Annotated in this window: 5 protein-coding genes and 1 rRNA gene; 5 read left to right on the forward strand and 1 reads right to left on the reverse strand. The window is 46.4% G+C overall.

Translation table 11 applies throughout. The features are described from left to right. The first annotated feature begins 31 nt into the window (after positions 1–31). The 3 genes from E0496_RS15705 to E0496_RS15715 all read left to right on the forward strand — a co-directional run bounded on the left by E0496_RS15705 (position 32) and on the right by E0496_RS15715 (position 4,276). On the forward strand, positions 32–1,924 hold the full coding sequence (locus E0496_RS15705) for a DUF4097 family beta strand repeat-containing protein (RefSeq protein ID WP_161601440.1): 1,893 nt from the start codon (positions 32–34) through the stop codon (positions 1,922–1,924). 74 nt (positions 1,925–1,998) lie between these two features. After that, on the forward strand, positions 1,999–2,433 hold the full coding sequence (gene perR / locus E0496_RS15710; protein WP_141502739.1) for a peroxide-responsive transcriptional repressor PerR: 435 nt from the start codon (positions 1,999–2,001) through the stop codon (positions 2,431–2,433). Between the two features lie 118 nt (positions 2,434–2,551). Beyond that, positions 2,552–4,276, forward strand: a complete 1,725-nt coding sequence (locus E0496_RS15715; RefSeq protein WP_241674823.1) for a glycosyl hydrolase family 18 protein — start codon at positions 2,552–2,554, stop codon at positions 4,274–4,276. Positions 4,277–4,386: 110 nt separating this feature from the next. Here the strand turns inward: E0496_RS15715 and E0496_RS15720 are convergent, their stop codons facing one another. After that, positions 4,387–4,746, reverse strand: a complete 360-nt coding sequence (locus tag E0496_RS15720; RefSeq protein ID WP_141502741.1) for a YgzB family protein — start codon at positions 4,744–4,746, stop codon at positions 4,387–4,389. 154 nt (positions 4,747–4,900) lie between these two features. Here E0496_RS15720 and E0496_RS15725 point away from each other — a divergent pair, with 154 nt between their 5' ends. Both E0496_RS15725 and E0496_RS15730 read left to right on the forward strand, forming a co-directional pair. Next, positions 4,901–5,788: a nucleotidyltransferase-like protein gene (locus E0496_RS15725; protein WP_241674821.1), complete on the forward strand. Its 888-nt coding sequence runs from the start codon at positions 4,901–4,903 to the stop codon at positions 5,786–5,788. Between the two features lie 506 nt (positions 5,789–6,294). Continuing rightward, positions 6,295–6,424 (forward strand): 16S ribosomal RNA (locus E0496_RS15730); the annotation flags it as partial.

Below are 6,424 nucleotides of genomic sequence, written 5' to 3' on the forward strand. Positions count from 1 at the left end.
ATTGGCTTTTGCAATGCCAGGAGCAGGGCATATGTATACGGGCCAGCATCCAAAAGGCCTTCTCTTAATCGCAGCCTTCTGGCTGGACTTGACGGCAATCGTTCGGTTGGCGGATTCTGATGGCGGAAGACACTTGCTGCTGATCGTATATTTGGGAATCATGCTCCCCATTTTTTATTTTATTAGCGTGTTCGACTCATTGCAAAGCGCAGAGGCGGAAGATTCAAGTCCCGTAGCTTTACGTCTGATGCATGGCGTTCTGCTCTTTGCAGCCGGAGCGGTTATGCTTGTTTTGGTAAAACCTCCTCATGCGTTATTGCCTTGGATGAATGAGCTTGCGGAGCTGAGCGTAGGTCCTATCATTATGATTGCTTCGATTATGTTGTTGCTGCGTTTACGGAAAGGGTTGGTGTCTATGTTTAAATTGGGGCGTTTTACGGCAGCGGCGCTGGTGCTGACTGTCGGGGCGCTGCTCCTATGGGACCAACTGAAGGGGCGGAACGATATTTCGCTACTGGGACAATGGTGGCCGGTCATATTCATATTATTAGGTCTGGAAACGATTCTCTTCAGTCTTAAGTTCAAAGGAGCGGAGAAAAAGCTCAAGCTTGATGTTTCGGGAAGCATGGTCGCCATTGTGATTACGCTTACCGCGTACGTAGTTACGCAATATGCGGATATTCCTTTTCGCTGGTTGGATCAATTTAACGTGGATCTTAACGGAGCTACGGAGTTTGGGGAAGAGAAGGGCTTTCGTTATGATAAAACGATTATGAAAGTGCCTTTAGACGAAGAAGCTTCACTCATTCGGATCGTAAACCCCAATGGCCAAGTTACAGTTCGCTCGGGTGACGTACAGGAAATTGAGGTGTTGACGGCCGTATGGGTGGATGTCACGGAGAAGACGGAGGCTGATCCCATTGCGGAGCAATCGACTGTGAAAATCAATCCGGGCAAAGAACTGACGCTGGAAGCCAAAGCGCAAAGCTATGGCGCGAACGGCAGCAAAAAGCCGAGGATGAATATGATCATTACCGTCCCCCTGTCCTTATCCGATCAGCTCCAAGTGGAGGAAACTCCTCTTGAAACGCTGCTGCCCGAGGGGACGCAAAGCCTGATCGAAGGAGAGAATACGGTAGTTACGGCTGAGGAGACTGACAGCACGGAGATGGAGCTTTTGGAAGCAACGCCAACCCCCGGCACTTCAGATATGCGGCTGGGTGAAGAGCAACTAACAAATGAGGAGACGCCTTTGGATGTAAGCCAGGCGCCAACACCTACGCTCGAGATCGAAGAAGATCCGAAACCGGTTTTGAAGCTGAAGGTAGAATCGGGCAACGGATCAGTAGATATTCAAGCGCTGACGCTGCCTGGAGGACTGGACATCCGCAGTAACAGCGGAATCGTTACCGTGAGCAACATTCGAGGCGCGATTACCGTCAAAGGTAATAACGGCGACATTAAGGTGAGTGGCATTGCAGGTGACAGTACGCTGGAAACCAAAAACGGTACGATTGTCGCATCGTCTATTCAAGGGAAGTTATTTGCTAACACGCTTAACGGAAGCTTGGAGCTTAAGGAAATCGAAGGCAACGTTGAAGCGGAAACCAAAAACGGTAAAATTAAATTAGACGGTGCAGGTGCTTCCGTAAAAGCAGATACGCTCAACGGGAGTATCGAGCTGAACAGCAGTACGGTCGGCGGAGATTGGGATTTGGATAGCTCGGTGGGTGAGATCAAGCTTTCCATGCCGGAGGACGGCGATTTTATCGTTTACGGATCGGTAACTTTCGGTAATATTACGTCCCAGCTGCCTCTTGAGGTCAGCAAGAAAACGGTAAGGGGTACTATAGGTGAAGGCACTTTCCGGATTCAAATCAATGCAACCAATAGCATTGCTATCAAGCAATATGGGCTGTCCTAAAAGGCGCTTTCATTGACAAACTCTTAAAAAAGAACGTACAATGGTTGTAATTACTTAGGAAGGGCGTGAGGGGAATGGGAGCCAGCGTTAACTTAGCATTGGAGCAACTGAAGATGAATGGCGTCCGAATGACCCCGCAACGTCACGCCATATTAAGCTACTTGATGGACTCCATGTCCCATCCGACTGCAGATGAAATTTATAAAGCTCTCTCTCCCACTTATCCGAGCATGAGCGTAGCTACTATATATAATAATCTGCGTTTATTTGTAGAAGCTGGATTAGTGCGTGAGCTAACTTATGGCGATGATTCAAGCCGATTCGATTCGAATTTATCGGATCATTATCATGCGATATGCAAAAGCTGCGGATCAATCGTTGATTTCCATCATCCGCCGCTGCTTGAGGTCGAGCGTGCCGCGTCACGTGTAACGGGTTTCGTGGTGGAAGGCCACCGGATGGAAATATACGGAATATGTTCAACTTGTAACACCACATCAGTGAAATAATGGGCATTCAGCCTGCAATAACGTGCCGGGAAGCGATGAAACGCTAATCTGCACGTTTTTTATTACCATTTGAAGAGACATAACTGTAATGATATAGGAGAGTGATGATTTGGAAACGATGTACAACCGGACACCGCGCAGGAAAGGAAATAGAGGCGCCCGGAGCTTGCTATTATTATTTTTTATGGGAATGATTGCAGCCTTGTGCTGGTTTGGATATATGCGATTTATACCGAGTGGGGAAATGGTTTCCCCTGAATATCAAACGGAATATCCGATTATGGTTCGTGGGGTTGAGGCAGATCGAGGTGCCATTGTTGAAAATAATGAGGTCAAACTGCCGCTTCCAGTCGTGCAGCAGGTGCTTGGAGAGGACAAGCCTATCCGCTACGAAGCGGATTCGGGATCTATCGTACTGACAACGGCGAATAAAGTGCTTCATCTGAAGACGGATTCCTTGACGGCAACGATTAATCAGAAGCCTTATAATTTGACGATTGCTGCGGAGAAAACGGAAGATACGGTCTATATTCCCGCAGAGCCTTTGAAGGAGCTTTATGGGCTTCAGGTGGAATTTATGGAGGATACATCAGTCGTCACGCTGCTATCTGCGGGGGATACGGTTCAGCTTGCGGAAGCCATTCCTGAGAAAGGCGCTGCCATACGTACCGAGCCGACGATACGAGCGCCGTTCATTGTTAAGGTGCCGCAGGCGGATACGGTGAGAATTTGGGAGGAACAGGACGGCTGGCTGCTAGTTCAGAACAGCAGTGGCCTAACGGGCTACATGAACAAAAAGGATATCAAGCTGACGACGATCAGCCAAGTAGCGGAACCTGCCTCGGAGCCTCCATTTATTGCGTGGAAAGTGCTGGGAAATAAAATTAATATGACTTGGGAAGCTGTATACGAGAGAAAAATCGACACTACGAAGATTAACAGCATGCAAGGCTTGAACGTCGTGAGTCCAACTTGGTTTGCTCTGGCAGATGATAAAGGTACGATTAAAGGCAAGGCTGACCCGGCATATGTGAAATGGGCGCATCAGGAAGGTTTGCAAATATGGGCGCTATTCAGCAACGATTTTGAGCCGGACCGGACGACGAAAGCTTTGGCAAACGCGGATACGCGCTTCTCGATGATCCAACAGCTGATTGCTTTTGCAAAGGTATATCATTTGCAGGGCATCAATATCGATTTTGAAAATGTACACACTGCGGATAAGGCCAACTTCGTGCAATTTGTACGTGAGCTAACGCCCCTCCTTCATGAGCAGGGACTGGTCGTATCCGTAGATGTAACTCCAAAGTCGAATAGCGAAATGTGGTCGCTGTTTCTTGACCGTGCAGCGTTAGGTGGAATCGTCGATTATATGATGGTTATGGCTTATGATGAGCACTGGGCTGCAAGTCCAAAATCAGGTTCAGTCGCATCGCTTCCTTGGACGGAGAGCTCTTTGGTTCGTATTATGCAGGAGGATGGCGTTCCCGCTGGCAAGCTTATACTCAGCATGCCACTTTATACTCGCATTTGGACGGAGAAGAAAGGCGAGGATGGAAAAGTTACGGTGTCTTCTAAGGCAGTTGGGATGGAGCGAGTTAAGGAGATTATAAGCACCAACAAACTGACTCCAAAATTTGATGCAGCGGCTGGCCAAAATTATGTGGAATATACAGAAGAAGGCGATTTGAAACGAATTTGGATCGAAGACGATACTTCTTTGAAAGCGAGGGTTGCGCTTGTGCGTAAATATGATTTAGCAGGTGTCGCTACCTGGCAGCGTGCATTTCAAACGCCGGCGATTTGGAAAACGATCGACGATGCCATCAAGCTTAGGCCATAATTTTTACTTTCTTCCATTCAAGAAACGCCCTCTTCCCATGAAATGGAAGAGGGCGTTTCTATTTGAAGGAATAGGTTTCTTTCATCTAGGCCGTTATCATCTACTGTCTGTTAGGCTTGTTGCTCTGAAGGGCTATGAGTAGCTTGATCAGGATCAAGCGTAAGCATCGTTTTGCAGTACATACAGCGGTCTGTTTTTCCAAGCATCTTCGTTGGACGGCTGCATTCTGGACACTGCAGCATTGTCGCACTAGTTGACATCATACCTGCCCAGAAGTAAACGGCAACGCTGACGAGCAATGAAATCATCCCGATGACCATGAAAATAGCGGCAATGATCTTGCCTGCTGATCCCCAGAATACGATGCCGGCAGTGCCGAGTATCATTACGCCCATGCCGACAAGGGTGAAAACAAGGCCCCATAGGCGGAACTCATTGATTTTGGCTGACTTGAAAAAGAACTTCTTCATAGGTTCAAACCCTTCCTAACTTTATTGGCTTATGAATTTGACATTGTTTTCTAAGATCGTAAGCAGGAATGTGCCTCCAACCTGTCGAAAAAGAATAAAACTGTAGATTATTATTATAGCTTAATAAAATGTGATTAGCTATATGGAGGAACCAGTGGAACATATAAAAGCGCACTTCGCAGACAGCTATCGGAATGAACCAGATTTGGCCGGATTGGCTGTAATTGAAAACCCGTACCCTTACAATCCATTGATCGATGGATTGGATTCATTAGTGCTTGTTGTAATGAAGGAAGAGGGAACACGTAATGAGATGGAACATATCCAGATTGAAGACAAGCGGGTCCTAATTCGGACGATCAACAAGAGTGGCTTAAATGAATGGCTTGCAGGTGGTGAAAATCGCAATATCATTGAGTGGCTAGTTCGGGGGGAGATCTTGTTGGAGGTCGACGGCTATTTAAGTAGTATACGTGCGAGCTTGCTTCAATTTCCTAATTCAATGCGGGAGCAAAAACAGTTTACGGAGTTTGCAGGATTTTTAAGAACGTATTTACAAGCAAAGCAGGATCTGTTGGACGGTAACCTTCTGGATGCCTATAGCCACACATTAACAGCGCTACATCATTGGGCCCATATTGTTCTAATAGAAGAAGGCCGCCATCCTGAGCTTACCGTTTGGAAACAGCTGAAGCGGGTTCATCCTGGGATATATAAGCTTTATGAAGAGCTTACGGTTAGTCCTGAAACATTGGAGCAGCGTGTGCAGCTCGTTATGCTGGGCTGTGAGTTCTCTGTTATGAACAAAATGAAAACAAGCTGTGCTTTGTTATTCGATATTCTTGGCAGCCGTGAGGAGCCATGGAGCATAGCTGAGCTGCAAGCTCATTCATCCATACATATATTACATGTCGACTTATCACTTATTCTGCAAAAGCTGGTTAAGCGCGAGTATATCCGTGAGGTGGCAGTCATGCATGAACTAGGAGATATCGGTGCACTGGAGCTCCGCTATATGATTAACCACGCATACAAGAATTGATGCTTCTATATGATGAGCAAAGCGCTTTCTATGTCGGCACTTGCAGCGGCGTAGGGGCGCTTTTTTTATGCCTTATCAGAATGGATAATTATTTCAATTTAATGCTGTTTTACGAAACGAGCATTCAATGCAAAAGGATGGAGATAGCCAATTATGCTTGTTTGAAGAAATTCAGAAAAGATGCTTGACTTACTTCAGTGTCAGATGATATATTAGGAATCGCCGCTTTTACAGGATACATAATCGCGAAAACGACATTTTAAAAAAAATGTCGAAAAACGAAAAAAAGTACTTGCAAAGAGATAGGCGAACGTGATATATTATAAAAGTCGCCGATACGAAATACGCGGTTGACATGAAAGAAAAGATTGCTCTTTGAAAACTGAACAACGAGTAATAACTGCCTCGCAAGTCCTTCGGGATAAGCGAAAAAGCGATAAAAAAGTAATGAGCATTTCAAACACAAGAAGATTTTCTCTTCGACATCGCGTCGAGGCGAAAACTTCAACTTGGAGAGTTTGATCCTGGCTCAGGACGAACGCTGGCGGCGTGCCTAATACATGCAAGTCGAGCGGAGTTGATAAGGTGCTTGCACCTTTGATACTTAGCGGCGGACGGGTGAGTAACACGTGGGTA

It is taken from the genome of Paenibacillus luteus, from assembly GCF_006542765.1.
Lineage (GTDB): Bacteria > Bacillota > Bacilli > Paenibacillales > Paenibacillaceae > Pristimantibacillus > Pristimantibacillus luteus.